The 13,180-nt window shown below is 50.8% G+C and carries 16 protein-coding genes; 6 read left to right on the top strand and 10 right to left on the bottom strand.

The window, feature by feature from the left end; genetic code table 11:
* The first annotated feature begins 207 nt into the window (after positions 1-207).
* The 3 genes from NF212_RS19690 (at position 208) to NF212_RS19700 (ending at position 2,713) form a co-directional block, all read left to right on the top strand.
* The gene (locus NF212_RS19690; protein ID WP_434362541.1) at positions 208-1,680 is read left to right on the top strand and encodes an EAL domain-containing protein; all 1,473 of its coding nucleotides are present in this window, start codon (positions 208-210) and stop codon (positions 1,678-1,680) included.
* Between the two features lie 379 nt (positions 1,681-2,059).
* A complete protein-coding gene (locus NF212_RS19695) occupies positions 2,060-2,374 on the top strand; it encodes a DMT family transporter (RefSeq protein ID WP_434362543.1) in 315 nt (104 codons plus the stop codon).
* A gap of 9 nt (positions 2,375-2,383) precedes the next feature.
* Entirely contained in the window at positions 2,384-2,713 is a 330-nt protein-coding gene (locus tag NF212_RS19700; RefSeq protein WP_054670479.1) for an SMR family transporter, read from the top strand.
* Positions 2,714-2,838: 125 nt separating this feature from the next.
* On the opposite strand, the gene NF212_RS19705 is transcribed toward NF212_RS19700, so the two are convergent.
* Genes NF212_RS19705 through NF212_RS19720 form a run of 4 tightly spaced genes read right to left on the bottom strand, consistent with a single transcriptional unit; the run spans position 2,839 to position 4,685 of the window.
* The gene (locus tag NF212_RS19705) at positions 2,839-3,165 is read right to left on the bottom strand and encodes a TfoX/Sxy family protein (protein ID WP_434362545.1); all 327 of its coding nucleotides are present in this window, start codon (positions 3,163-3,165) and stop codon (positions 2,839-2,841) included.
* A complete protein-coding gene (locus NF212_RS19710) occupies positions 3,155-3,574 on the bottom strand; it encodes a GFA family protein (RefSeq protein ID WP_434362547.1) in 420 nt (139 codons plus the stop codon). Before NF212_RS19710 ends, NF212_RS19705 begins: the two co-directional genes overlap by 11 nt.
* A gap of 2 nt (positions 3,575-3,576) precedes the next feature.
* On the bottom strand, positions 3,577-4,269 hold the full coding sequence (locus NF212_RS19715) for a DUF2461 domain-containing protein (RefSeq protein ID WP_434362549.1): 693 nt from the start codon (positions 4,267-4,269) through the stop codon (positions 3,577-3,579).
* Positions 4,270-4,283: 14 nt separating this feature from the next.
* Complete coding sequence (locus tag NF212_RS19720) at positions 4,284-4,685, bottom strand: MAPEG family protein (protein ID WP_434362551.1); 402 nt, start codon at positions 4,683-4,685, stop codon at positions 4,284-4,286.
* 250 nt (positions 4,686-4,935) lie between these two features.
* Between NF212_RS19720 and NF212_RS19725 the strand changes: the two genes are divergently transcribed.
* The 3 genes from NF212_RS19725 to NF212_RS19735 all read left to right on the top strand — a co-directional run bounded on the left by NF212_RS19725 (position 4,936) and on the right by NF212_RS19735 (position 10,137).
* Positions 4,936-8,235, top strand: coding sequence for a CARDB domain-containing protein (locus NF212_RS19725; protein ID WP_434362553.1), 3,300 nt, complete (start codon positions 4,936-4,938; stop codon positions 8,233-8,235).
* A gap of 195 nt (positions 8,236-8,430) precedes the next feature.
* Positions 8,431-9,162: an SPOR domain-containing protein gene (locus tag NF212_RS19730; protein ID WP_434362554.1), complete on the top strand. Its 732-nt coding sequence runs from the start codon at positions 8,431-8,433 to the stop codon at positions 9,160-9,162.
* Positions 9,163-9,249: 87 nt separating this feature from the next.
* Positions 9,250-10,137 carry an AraC family transcriptional regulator gene (locus tag NF212_RS19735; protein ID WP_434362556.1) on the top strand — a complete coding sequence of 296 codons (888 nt, stop codon included), beginning with the start codon at positions 9,250-9,252 and terminating at the stop codon, positions 10,135-10,137.
* On the opposite strand, the gene NF212_RS19740 is transcribed toward NF212_RS19735, so the two are convergent.
* The 6 genes from NF212_RS19740 to NF212_RS19765 all read right to left on the bottom strand — a co-directional run bounded on the left by NF212_RS19740 (position 10,131) and on the right by NF212_RS19765 (position 13,162).
* Entirely contained in the window at positions 10,131-11,045 is a 915-nt protein-coding gene (locus tag NF212_RS19740) for a diguanylate cyclase domain-containing protein (RefSeq protein ID WP_434362557.1), read from the bottom strand. The genes NF212_RS19735 and NF212_RS19740 overlap by 7 nt on opposite strands.
* A 241-nt stretch (positions 11,046-11,286) precedes the next feature.
* On the bottom strand, positions 11,287-11,730 hold the full coding sequence (locus NF212_RS19745) for a DUF4174 domain-containing protein (protein WP_434362558.1): 444 nt from the start codon (positions 11,728-11,730) through the stop codon (positions 11,287-11,289).
* Between the two features lie 111 nt (positions 11,731-11,841).
* Complete coding sequence (locus NF212_RS19750; protein WP_434362560.1) at positions 11,842-12,063, bottom strand: GDCCVxC domain-containing (seleno)protein; 222 nt, start codon at positions 12,061-12,063, stop codon at positions 11,842-11,844.
* Positions 12,060-12,356, bottom strand: coding sequence for a cation transporter (locus tag NF212_RS19755; protein ID WP_434362562.1), 297 nt, complete (start codon positions 12,354-12,356; stop codon positions 12,060-12,062). The genes NF212_RS19750 and NF212_RS19755 overlap by 4 nt, the downstream gene beginning before the upstream one ends.
* A gap of 22 nt (positions 12,357-12,378) precedes the next feature.
* Positions 12,379-12,723, bottom strand: a complete 345-nt coding sequence (locus tag NF212_RS19760) for a mercuric transporter MerT family protein (RefSeq protein WP_434362564.1) — start codon at positions 12,721-12,723, stop codon at positions 12,379-12,381.
* Positions 12,724-12,772: 49 nt separating this feature from the next.
* Entirely contained in the window at positions 12,773-13,162 is a 390-nt protein-coding gene (locus tag NF212_RS19765) for a MerR family transcriptional regulator (protein WP_434362565.1), read from the bottom strand.
* Positions 13,163-13,180 lie beyond the last annotated feature (18 nt).

The following is a 13,180-nucleotide window of genomic DNA, read 5'->3' on the forward strand; positions in this document are numbered from 1 at the left end:
ACCGAAACTGGGTTTAGCATAATCAGTGTGGACTCAGCAAAAGAGTTGGAACAAAAGGTTGATGCCGGCTGTTCTAACTACCGGGCTATTTTGATGTCACTGTGTACAGCAGACAATGATTGTCTCACCGCCATAAAAAACCTTTCCGGCCGGAGCTTGTGCTGTCCCGTCATATTCTTGTGCGAGTCATTTTGTGAAACCAATAATATGATTGAGAGGCTGGCACGAGCACTTGGCTTGAATGTCGCCGGCACGTTAACCGTCCCACTATCTGCCGGTAAAATCAGTGAGTTAATTGAAAAAAACGATCACTCACTCATTCTCCCTCAAAGTGAAAAAGCTGAGCTACCGGAAATTACTCCGGAAATGATTCGCCTGGCTATAAACCGATGGGAATTTGAGCCTTGGTTCCAACCGCAAATTGATGTGCCGACAGTCACGCCTTATGGGTTGGAAATATTAGCGCGGTGGAAACACCCCACGTACGGTTACATCTATCCGGACCAGTTTATCCCTGTTGCTGAAGAGCATGATCTGATTGATGATCTTACTTTCCTGCTTCTTTGCCAGTCTCTGGTGGCTCGTTCCCAATGGAGAAAAAAAGGCATCAACCCCACTCTGGCTCTCAACGTTTCGATGAAAAGCCTTTCGCCTTCATTTTTGGGCCAGTTAGATATGGTGCTGGAGATGTTTAATGAAGAGCCCAAGAGCATCCAGCTGGAGCTGACGGAAAGTACGATTGCCAACAACCTCGCTGATGCACTGGATGTCCTGATTCAGGTAAGAATGATGGAAATTTCCATCTCAATAGACGATTTTGGAACCGGACACTCCAACCTTGCCCAACTCAGGGATCTGTCCTTTGATGAGCTTAAAATCGACAAAAGTTTTATTCAGTCTGCAATGAGCAGTCCAAAATCATATTCGATCCTGGAATCCAGCGTTGAAATCGCCAAAAAACTGAAAATGCATATTGTCGCCGAAGGCGTAGAAACGTTGCAGGAGTGGAAAATCATTGAAGGGTTAAAATGCGATGAAGTCCAGGGTTACTTTTTTGCCAAGCCCATGCCCAGCTGTGAGCTCCTTACTTGGTGCAATGAGTTTAAGGAAAAACGCAATGAGCTGGTTGAGCAACCGGCAATGCAACCACCACCGATTCCACAAAATGAGGCTAAACGGCTACAGGCCCTTCATGCATTGCGTATTCTGGATACCGGTACAGAAGAACGATTCAACCGTATCGTCCGGTTGGTGAGGAATTTGTTTGATGTGCCCATCGTTCTGATAAGCCTGGTAGACAGCAACAGGCAATGGTTCAAAGCCTGTGTAGGACTTGACGTGGAAGAAACCCCAAGGGGTATCTCATTTTGTGGCTACGCAGTGGAACAACAGGAACTATTGGTTGTAGAGGACGCATTAACCGACGAGCGTTTTGCCGGTAACCCTTTGGTTCTTGGTGCACCTTACATCCGTTTTTACGCAGGATACCCTCTCCATTCAAAAGATGGCTTTGCTCTGGGAACACTCTGCATTATTGACTCAAATCCCAGAACAATGTCAGTTGAAGAGGTTGATAGCCTGAGAGATTTTGCTTTTATGGTGGAAGCAGAACTGCAGCGAGTAGAATCCGATTGCGACAACTGTGCCATCCGACACAAACCATCTGATATTGCTTCATGAATAGGAACCGACAGGACTCAAGCGCCTCGATCTTCCATTGCCCCCCGGCCTTCACTGCACAGGGGCTCAAAACGGACTCTTAAAGCAACCGAGATCCCAGTAAAACTTCAGATACAAGCTCCAACAGAGACTCCGATAGTCCCGAACAAGCCCATTGCTGTTTTTTTGGGGTTTCTGCCGTATGGATACTGAGATACAAATTCATAGGTCAGTTTAAATAAGGCCAACATCACTTGATGGTGATAATTGCCTGTAAAAGACGGCCCCAAGCGCCAAGTTTTACGTCGCTGAGCGATTCGAACTGTACACTATGATTGCATACAATCTTTGTTGGGCATGTGCCCTGCAACGTGAAAAATTCAAAATGTTAAAAGCCTGGATGTTTTTGATCATCGCAATTTTGTGCGAGATTTCAGGTACTTCATCAATGCGCATGACTGTTGGCGATAACGCGTTTTTAGGCTATCTGGTGATGTATGCCCTGATTGCCATTTCATACTATTTCTTGTCGCTGGCAGCCAAAAAAATTCCTATCGGTGTCGCGTACGCCACCTGGGAAGGTTTGGGCGTACCGCTTATCACCCTGGTCTCTGTGATCGTCTTTAAAGAGCACTTGAACACACAGGAAATTGTCGGCATCACGCTGGCAACAGCCGGTATTGTTCTGGTCAACATGGGCTCATCACACGCTTAAGGGGGCGATATGGAACAGTTTTTTACCGCGTCATTTGGCTTTGTGGTGCTTGCTGCGTCTTTGGACATCGTAGCAAACCTGGCCCTGGCAAAATCTAACGGTTTCCACAAACTGGGCTGGGGAATCCTGGCGCTGGTGCTGGTTATGGCAGCGTTTACTGCGCTTTCCTTTGCCCTTCACGGCATGGAGCTCCCCATTGCATACGCAAGCTGGGGCGTAATCGGAATCCTGGGTACAGCTGTAGGCGGCTGGTTGCTGCTCGACCAGAAGCTCAAGCCGGTCAGTTGGGTAGGTATCCTGCTCTTGATCATTTCAGTGGTATTGATGAAAACCGCGTAATACCCGTTGGATTAATACGCTGGTCAGAGATGGCTAGTAACAAGTCCGATCGGTAGTAAACCCATTCTCGACATTGCTATCCAATTTTGACCCGCCATGCGCGGGTCTTTTTTTATTTTTTTCAGCTACTTTGCAGGCAGCGTATCAACGAATGACATCGCCAGCGCAACCCACAGCGACAGGCTGCCGTCATCAACCTCTCCAGCATCAACAAAGATAAGCCCTGTCATCTTGCGCCCACCCTGCACCATAGCAGTCGCCCCCGGGCGGGAAAGCGCCTCTTCCTCATTGGGCTTTCCCACCCGGAACATAAAGCGCCCTTTGTCTGCACCACTCACCATATTTCCCCGGCTCAGGAAACATACGCCTCCCATCATCTTTTTCTCGGATATCGCCGGGTAACCACGCAGGGCTTCCCGCATCCTTGCTGTTAAAACGTCGTCATACGCCATTTTCAGGTACCCTCCCAAAAACCGGGACATGCGCCGGCAATACATCCCATGTGTGGCCACTCTCGTGGTATACCACCATGTCAGCATTAAACTCACCCGGATCGTCCAGCGAGCCTACATTAATAAACCGCCACTGGGGGTAACCGTCAGTGGCCTTATAGATAGGGCAGCCACACGCCGGGCAAAAGGCTGTCACTACCCGGCTGCCGGAATCAGATTCAAGAACATATTCCCTGCACTTACCGGTCCACATCAAAGTGTCAGCCTCAACCACGACAGCAGCAGAGTGTCCTGTCCCGGTAATCTTCTGGCATTGGCTACACTGGCAAATCACGCTGAACGCGGGCACGGCATTTGAGCGGTACCGGATAGCGCCACACAGGCAGCCACCTTTTATTTGCAAGCTCATATTCATTTTTCCTGACTCCCCGCTACCGGATTTGGCTCACCCAGCAACGATTGCAAATAATCATTGAACGGCAGCAAATCATAAAAGCTGTTGGCAACATTCGAAGCAAGCAGGGAGGACGTAGCGAATTTCCAATCCAAGGTACGCCACACCGTCAGCGATTTGTGCCGCAGCAGGTCGCGGTGTCTGTGGTCAGCGGTGAAACCGACAGGGTAACGCTTCATCTCCGGGAGGTTGCAGCGAAATCCCTGCTTCACAAGCGCATCTACGCTGTCACCCAGCGTCTCCCCGAATTCCTGCTGAGCAACTGAAACGCGGTAGGCCGAAAGGGTATTGTTATCCAGTTTCATCGCGCCAGCCCCGACCAGAATTTCATCCGGCTCCAGGGCAAAAAACCAAGCCACATGGCCACCACACCAGAAGCTCATGTGGATATGGGTGTTATAAGGGGTTTTGTCTTTTGAAAACCTGACATCCCGGTAAATACGGAAGATTTTGAAATTGACCGCCCTGCCACTGAGATCAGCCAGTTGCTGGGCGACATCCCCTGCGAATTGGGAAGCCTGGGGGTGAAGTATTTCGCTGTAACTTGCCTTGTTCTGGGTAAACCAGTCCCGGTTGTTGTTTGCTTTCAGGTCCCGGAGAAAACCTATTGTCTCAGCAGAAAATCCGTTAAATGCTGGCTGTTTTTGCATTGAATTCTCCATAGTTACCCCGCTACCTTAACCAGAATCCCGAGGCCGGAAATCAGCATTGAAAGAAATGTCAGGATCATCCCGGCTGGCCTCTCCAGCGTTGCACCCGATGCAGTGAAGACCAGACAATGGAAATGCAGCAACCTCCCGGCCACAAGGCCCCACCCGGCTGTCCACAACCAGATTGGTTCAACACCTACAACCCCGGCCATATAAAGCGCCAGTAACGAAATAGGCACAGTTTCAATATAGTTTCCGTGCCCACGCATACGCCGGGTTAGAATTTCATCCCCGCCATCACCGAAATTGATTCCTGTTTTAACCCGCCGTAACCCAACAGCAAAAGTCATCGGAATCTGGATTAACACCAACAGTGCGACAAAAAACGGGGCAATATATATTGCGGGTATTTCCATAACTCCCTCCGGATTCATTCCTTGTCCAACAGTTAGACGAACCAGAAATGCGGTTCCGGACACAGCAAAGAGATTTTTGTCAGGTCAATGACAGCAACCTTCCCATTCTCAACTTTGTGCTTAAGGGGCGTTTCAAGCCCCCCCTAGACTTAAACGTCAGGCGAATATGCATCCTTAACCTTATGAAAAGACACTTTTATGGTGTCTGATTTAACCCGCCTGGGAGCATTCAAATTGAACGGAGGCTGTTATGAAGCCCAATATCGTGACCCGAAAACCCAGTACAACACCCGGAGGAAAAGCCGGGCACAAGTCCCTCCCTATTCGCTTCAGTACCCTTCGGCAGGCAGTTTTGCTGTTTTTTGCATTCATCCTGTCCGGGGCGGTTTTTGCCCAGTACGAAGTAGGCTCTGCCTTTGAGTGTCCACTTGGGGCCTGTGATGCCAATACCGGAGATGAAGGTGGTGACCACCACAATGTCGTACTTGAAGACCATCTCGCCGAGGCACGGGCCCAGGGAAACGGTGCCCAGAACCGCAGCGCGTTTGCTGAAGTCGGGGTACGTTTTCGCCCCTGTTTTACCGGCCCGGCTTCTATCGGGATGCATGACATTGACATAGACGGCCACTTGCGTGGCTTCGGTGGAGGCCCGGTAATCCGCGGGGAGGTGGATGTGCGCTCCATTCTTCGGGATATCACTGACGATTTGGAACTTTCCAATGAGGTGATTTTCGAGGATGAGGAACGTGGCCAGGTCGGCACCACAGTTAACAAGAATATCAGTGTAAACCGGGAGAGCATCATTACTGCAAACCTGGTACAAAACCACACCTATGATTTTGTAGTACGTGTAAACACCCGTAAGTTTGGCCTGAACGGCCGCTCCAATTTCCAAACAGGTGACCGGGGGGTGGCGTTTGACCGAGTAACCATCAAGCCGGAGCTGCCGGATACTGACGGTGATGGCCTGTTCGATATATGGGAAATTTCCGGTATTGATACTGACTGTGATGGTGACCTTGAGGTCGATCTTCCTGCGATGGGTGCAGATCCCAATATCAAAGATCTGTTTCTGGAAATCGACTGGATGACCGGTCAGGCTCCGACACAAGCCGCCGTCCGAGCTGTTGTACAGGCATTTGACCTCGCCCCTTCGAACGCAGGTGGTGTCAACACACCCAATGAGGGCATAAACCTGTGGGTCGATACCGGTAACCTGACGGACCCTGCAGCTTCCGAAGACGGGGCCGGTTTGGGCACCTGTGGCGATGGTATCGACAATGGTACAGACGGGGCCGACCAATTTGATACCGACTGCCTGGTCGGCGCTTTGGTGTTCTCCAGCCTGCCCGGTGGAGGGAACCTTGGCGGTGGTAACGCCTTTCCGGTCTCCGGCATACCCAGCCTGAATACAGACACCGACGATGATGGCACCACTGATTTCGAAGAAGCCAAGTTCGATCCGGCCCGCGGTAACTTTGACCCGGCAAGGCTGAACGCATTCCGTTACGCCATTAATGCCGTTCCTGCTGGCCCGCCACCCAATATGGGCGGTCAGGCCGGCGGCAACAATTTCGTGCTGTTTAACCAGAATGCTGGCCTGTTGATGCATGAACTGGGGCATACGCTGGGGCTTGGCCACGGCGGCCCCAATGACCCGGATACCGATGATGATGGCATCAACTGCAAACCCAACTATGTGAGTGTCATGAACTACCGCTTCCAAGGCGGTATTACCACCACCAATGCCGGACAGGATGTGGATGGCGACGGTGCCGGAGATGGTTTTATCCTGGATTACTCCCCGCCCCGCTTCCCTAACGGGCGAGGTCTTGCTCCGCTTACGGCCATCGATGAAACCGCCTGGGTGGAAGGCACGGCACTTGATGTGTCTGACAGCTCTAACCAATTCACCTGGACCCAGAACAACCAGGCGTTGGCACCTAATACCACTTTGAATATCGGACCTGACTGGAACGTTGACGGTGATACCAACGATTCAGCGCCACCGTCTATTGATTTCAACAACGCGTTCTGGAATCCGGCTGCCAATGAAAGCGGTGCCGGAGGTAACTCATGCGGTAACGGGATTGACGACGACGGCGATGGCCAGATTGACGCCCAGGATTCCGATTGCATCGGCAACACCCGCTGTGGCCCGCCGAACAGCAATGCGACCGCTTACAACGGTGCCAATGACTGGAGCAACATCACCCTCAGCCCCATCCGGTTTTGGCAAACCGATGAAGCCGATATTCCCGGCTGGTTTGATGAACCAGGGCTACACCAAATTGTATTTGTTCAGAAATCGCTGCAAACCACAGACCTGGCTTTGACACCCAAAGTCGCCCAGCCAGACCCTGTCGTTGCCGGACAGGAATTGGTGTACTCAACCACAGTGGAAAACCGTGGGCCTCGCTCAACCGCCGGGGCAGTGCTGGTTGATGCCCTGCCTGAATACGTCCAATTTGTCAGCGGCGACCCGGATTGCACTGTTGGCAACAGCGGCGTCGTAGAGTGCCCGATTGGTCAGCTACTTCCAAATGAATCCCGTGAAGTCGCAATCCGGACGAGGGTCAGTGTCGATCTGGCCTGCGCGCCCGGTGAGCAGTTCGCCATTCTGGCTAACAGTGCCGAAGTGGAGAATCGCAGCGGCTTTGATTCCAACCCACAAAACAACGCGACGCTGGCAACTTCCCGGGTACTGTGTGCCCGCTATGAATACGCAGCGAAGTTCGTTTGCGGTACCCAGGACGATCCGAAAGATCCACGCCTTGCCACCGGGGTTTACCGCACCACGCTCAACATACACAACCCCAATGACAAACCGGTATTCTTCTTTAAAAAGCTGGCACTCACCTTCCCGCCAGAACGTCAGCATCCGGGTAACGTTGTCCCTATCGCTATCGATGAACTCGCCTATGATCAGGCATTAAAAGTTGACTGCTCTGAAGTCGACAAACTGATTGAACCGCAGGGTTTTGCGTCCGGATATATTGAAGGTTACCTCGTTGTGCAAAGCCCTCTCAGTCTGGATGTAGATGCGGTCTATACGGCTCAAACACTGGGTGATGAAGGCAAAGGTGGTTCTGTAAGCATTGACGTTGAACCGATTGGTGAACGTGAGCGCAAACCGGGGCCACTGCCGGATCTGGTTGTTGACCCGGTCCTGCCAGAACCCCCGTTTGACGAACAGTTTAACTTTCAGTTGCCTGAAGGTGTGCCGGGTTCACTGTTCTGCGGGCCAAACGGGCCAAATGGAGGGCCATCAACCACCGTGGAAGCAGTCGTAACCAACCAGGGTGCCGGTGATGCCGGGCCTTCAACCCTGCTGGTTGACTTCCTGAGCGGCGCTGACGCGAATGTCCCTATAGGCGCGATCGCGTCCGGCCAGTCGATTACCGTCAGTGTGCCTATTCCTCGTGGATGCTATGGTCCCGGTGAAAGCCCTTGTACCTTTACATTGACGGCTGATTCTCCGGATGCAGTCAACGAAGAGGATGAAAATAACAACACCGCCCAGAGCCTGTGTCTTGCTCCGGCAGGGTGACGGGTTGGTATAAACTGCAATAACAGGCAACCTTCCGGGCATTTCCTGCATGCCCGGGTTGCCTGTTTAATTCGGCTGCCATTTCCAACTCCACCTCTGCCCCGCCTTTTTCACTCAGTTTTCAGACAGTTTCGCAATAACGAGCACCGACGCCGAGACTATGCTGAATGCTGGTGCAAATTCAGGAGCCTGCTTATGTCTCTGTCCAAACCTCTCCTTGTCGGTGGGATTGGCGGTGCCCTGCCGGTGATAATAGATCTCATCAATACTGATGCAGCATCCCTTTTTGAAGGGTTCAACCCGCTGGTATTTGCCGGGTACTCGGTACGGGTCGCTTTGCTTGTATTGCTTGGGGCACTTTGGGTTTGGGTGAACCGGGAAACGGACATCCGCAAGGCGCTTCAAATCGGTATCATGGCCCCTGCCATCATCGTCAGTTATATGAACGGGGTAGAGGTAAACAGCTCCAAGAAAATGCTCAATATCGCCAACCAGGAACTGCAATTCCAACAGACCCAAAACGCAAGCCCTGACCAGGGCCAATCCATACCTTCCTCTGCAGGCAGCACCTTCTGGATACTCCCTGCGGCCTTCGTGGCAGAGGCGGCTGAAGAGGTTGCCACAAAAGGCGTTCACCACAAGGTTTCGTCCGTTTCAAAGCTGCTTTTTGGCCTTACAGGTTCTGCAAAAAACGGCTGGTTTGTAATAGCCGGCTCTCATAAAACTGAAGTTGCGGCACAATACCAGGTTCAGCAACTCGCACGGCAGGGATATACCGCCAAAGTTTTTGAACCCTTTGGCGACAGCGAATTTTATGGCGTAATGATTGGCTCCTGGCTCACACTTAGCGAGGCGCGGCAGCTTCGCAAACAGGCATTGGCGGACGGTTTGCCAAGTGACACTTACATCTGGAACTACGCGCCATAGACTTAGCCATAACTTCCGCAAGAATTATCAGGAAACCAGACAGCTACACGCGCTATGCTGTTTCTCAACAAAGGATGAGGAAATGGCATGGATACAGAAAACACGCGCTTAAATGTCAGGTTGCAAGATGCTGTCAACTATATCGAAAATCATTTAAGCAACGATCTCTCGCTGAATACCCTAAGCGGTATCGCCTGCCTTTCCCCCTATCACTTCCACCGCTGTTTTAAAGCCCGGTACGGGATTACCTCAACGGAATTTATTCGTCTGGTAAAGCTCAAACAAGCTGCTAACCGCTTGGCTTTCAGGGTAAACGACAACCTGGTGGATATCAGCATGGACGCCGGTTACACCAGCCAGGAAGCCTTTAGCCGTGCTTTCAAACAATACTCGGGGCAAACTCCGGGGAAATTCAGGGCACAACCTGAATGGGAGCAGATCAATCAACGCCACCAGCCAGCAAGCCAGATAAGGAGCAAAGACATGGAACACCATACATTCAGGGATGAAGACGTCACCGTTATGGATTTCCCGGCAGTTCAGGTGGGGTTGGTTATTCACCGTGGCGCGCCACACAAACTTGCAAATACCTTGCGTCAGTTTATTAATTGGCGGCGGGATACCGGACTACACCCAAGCAAAAGCCGGACATTTAACCTGTTGTTTGATGACCCGGCATCCACACCACCGGAGAACTACCGGTTTGGTCTGGCTGCTGAAGTATTTGGGCCGGTTGGGGACAACGACTTTGATGTATCAGAAGCAGTGATTCCGGGTGGGCGTTGCGCTGTTATCAGGCATATCGGCAGCGACGACACTCTCGCGTTACCTGTGACCTTCCTCTATGGAGAATGGTTGGCAAAAAACCGTGAATCTCCCAGGGATTTCCCGCTGTTCCTGGAACGGGTCACTTTCTTCCCAGATGTGCCAGAAGCAGAGATGGTAACGGATATCTATCTACCACTAGCCTATTGAAGCTCAAGGCGCTTACTTTTATCTTCAATAACTTGAATGCTGTCCAGTGCAGTTTCCAATGCAATGTAGACTCTGTGAGTGTTTTTCCCGCTGTGCTTTGCTTCGTACAGAGCAGCATCTGCTCGCCCAATCAGCTCATTCATTTCCCTGCCATGGTAAGGGTAGAGAGAGAACCCGATCGATACACCTACATGGAGGGCAAGGTCTTTAACATAAATAGGTTCATTAAGAGCACTGATAAGGCGCTCCGCGACAATTATCAAAGACATTTCGTCTTCCGGGCAGGAAAAAATCACAGCAAATTCGTCACCACCCAGCCTAGCGACGGTATCTGATGCCCGGCACTGGTTTTCAATTCTGTGCGCGATTTCCTTCAGGCACATGTCACCGACCAGATGGCCATATCGGTCATTGATGGGTTTGAAGTTATCCAGGTCAAGCAACGCCAGGGCCATCAGCGAACCTTGGCGTTCACACAGGGAAAGCGTTGCAGCGAAATCCTCAGAAAAACGGTTTCGGTTTGCCAGTTTGGTAAGCGGGTCGCACATGGCGATGGCGCGCAGTTCCTGCTCAGCTTTTTTACGGCGTTTGATTTCTTTTCGAAGCCGGCGGTTCCACACACCAAACAGCGTAATGATGACACTGGAAAAGAAAAGGATTAACCCAACCACACTCCAAAAGAACGGCCAATCGAAACCTCGTTCATATTTTACTGGCAGCCAATACTCGAAAATGCTTTTTGGTTCCTGTGGCGTAATATCATCAATAGCTGCATTAAGGACGCCAGCCAACTCCGGATAGGCATTACTCACCAACATCAACGGCTGTGCATCCGACAACGTCAGCGCCGACGCCGATGCTGGGAAAAACAGCAAGCAAGTCGTCAGATACAGAAGTACACGTCTCATTCTAACCAAAACCAGTCCTTACTCTGATTCTCAACCCGGCGGAAACAACAAAATCATTCACGACACTTATGGGCATATTTTCATACATGCTATTACATCAATATCTGCAATTCCAGCCAGGGGGTATCCACACTTTCAATTTGTTACGAGGAAAACTCAAAAGTGTGGGCGCGGCAGGATCTTGGAAACGCCTGATGTGATCAGACGAAATATTTATAAGGGTTAAGGTAAGAACAGGTTATCAGACGGAACACTTGTCAGACTGAAACTTCATCTCATGGCGACGCAGCGGCATCCCGTCGATAAATTGGGTAAGGCCGTTCCAGTCTGTCCGTTTCCCCCAACGATGCTTTTCCTCACCGTCTTTTCCAATGAGCAACGCGGTATGGCCTTTATCTGGGATATCAAAGATGTCCTGCAACAGGGCGATATCATCCAGTGAAAACAGGCCACTGGGTGAACTGTATCCATCGTGGGTCGCAACCAGTACAACGATATCCCGCTGGTCGAGCTGACATTTATTCATCAGCACTTGGGTTTGGAATTGGCGGACATGCTCATCCTTCTCAGGGGCAAAGAAAATAATGGTCCTGTGTCCATCATTCCGGGCAAACTCCGGGTAAGCGTTTGCTCCAAAGGATAATATCAATACGGCAGCTAAAATGAGGTTGGACAGCACATTCATAACGCTCTCCTTCCGGCTATCGCCAGGTACGTAATGGCTATCCGTTTAGCATAGTCTGTTCAGCTATGCTTGCCTGCCAGAAACAGCATCGCCATTAATTTGAGCTTTTACTTATGAAGTGCAACAACCTTTGTCAGGAGCAATCTGGATAGGAGGGCAAGGGACAGTGCCGTAAGAGCAGAACACACAACAGTCTCCTGCCAACGGCTTCAACAGGGTATGGCACCCTTCACACTCATAAAACCACTGGCAGGCATCTACCGGCATGGTTTCTGTTTTTGTGTATCCACATTCCGGGCAAGTAAGGTCTGATATAAGAATAACCTCTTTCATTGCGCACCTTCTTCACTTACCAGCTTTCCTTGAGCAGGGTACCCGGCTTTAGCTGATACCAGTTCAAGTGATTCAACAGAGGTCTTTTCATCATCAAATGCCACCCAGGCTTTTTTCTCACCAAGCGACGTTTTAACCTGTTCGACGCCGTCTACCTTTGATAAGGCCGCCTTGATGGTTATCGGGCAAACCGGGCAATTCATTGTTGGTACGGTAAGCTCAGCCGTTTGAACAGCTGATGAGGCTGAAAAAGACAATCCCATTAAAGAGGCTGCAGCTAATAATCTTTTCATACCTTTATTCCTCTACCCTGGTTTAATAAAACAGAGGTATCCAATACGGGCTTAAAACAAATACAGCTGAAACTGAAAAAGCAGCCCAGTAGAGCTGTTTCTGTCGACGCCGCTGGCTGTGGGTCACACAAACCTCGTCGTTTTCACATGCATTATCTACCTTAACCAAGCGTAGCCATGCAAAATAAAAAGCGACGACGGTCAAAATAACGAACAAAGGACGGTAAGGTGCCAGTCCCGTCAGAATGCTTCCCCAGGATCCACCGACTCCGAGCAACACTAAAATCAATGGCCCAACGCAACAGGCCCCTGTCCCCAAAGCAGCCATCACCCCGCCTACCAGCGGCCATGACACAGGATTACGCATCAAAGTCCTCCTTTTTAAACAAGCCTAGCAGCCGTAGATGGGTACGGAGTCAAGGGATGTTTTTGTAAAACTCAAGGAAATGGCAGCCTTCCTCGCCGGAGGTTTCGCACCTGGTGATCATCTCAGATAAATTGGATTCCATGTTTTTAAGCAGGCTGATTTTGTCCCGTATCAGTGCTCTTTTTTGCCTTGCAATTTCCTGGACCGACAGGCACTCATGGGGGGATAAAAGAAGCATCGATTTAACCTCTTCAAGCGTAAATCCCATTCCCTGGGCATGCTTTATAAACCGGATCAGGGTCACCGTTTCCTCCGGATACCGGCGAAAGCCAGATAGCGGTTTTACCGGTTGTTCTATCAGTCCTGTCCGCTCATAAAACCTGACGGTTTCAACTGATGTACCGGTAGCGGATGCCAGTTTTCCTATGGTGTACGCCATGTATAACCCACGCCCCGT

Origin of the sequence: Parasalinivibrio latis, from assembly GCF_036825535.1 — a bacterium.
GTDB lineage: Bacteria > Pseudomonadota > Gammaproteobacteria > Enterobacterales > Vibrionaceae > Parasalinivibrio > Parasalinivibrio latis.